Source organism: Vibrio sp. HI00D65 (assembly GCF_001635455.1).
In the GTDB taxonomy this organism is placed as follows: Bacteria; Pseudomonadota; Gammaproteobacteria; order Enterobacterales; family Vibrionaceae; genus Vibrio.
Map to the genome: position 1 here is coordinate 1 of NZ_LWEH01000099.1, position 304 is coordinate 304.

Genomic DNA, 304 nt, shown 5'->3' on the forward strand with positions numbered 1-304 from the left:
CTTTGATCAAGCTGATAACTTTCAGCATCGTGTTGATTTCGAGCCTCTCCACTCATTCGGTGTTTGCCTATCCAGCCTATTCCCATTCTCAGCCACTGCCTCATCGCAGCGTCATTTATTTCGCACCAGAGGAAGACTCGGTGGTAAAAGAGTTTCTTAATGAAGTGCTGATAAATAACTGCCAGCTGAACGAAAGAGATGTTGTCATAATGGTGATAGCAGAGAGCGGATACACCGTCCCCACTTGGCTTGAGGAAGAGTTTAACTTAGAAGCAGTGACTAGCATTTATGAGATTCCAAAGGG

General features: G+C 45.1%; 1 protein-coding gene. It reads left to right on the forward strand.

The window, feature by feature from the left end:
- The coding region (locus A3712_RS09870; protein ID WP_157618733.1) for a DUF4174 domain-containing protein at window positions 1-304 on the forward strand (304 nt) is incomplete at both ends.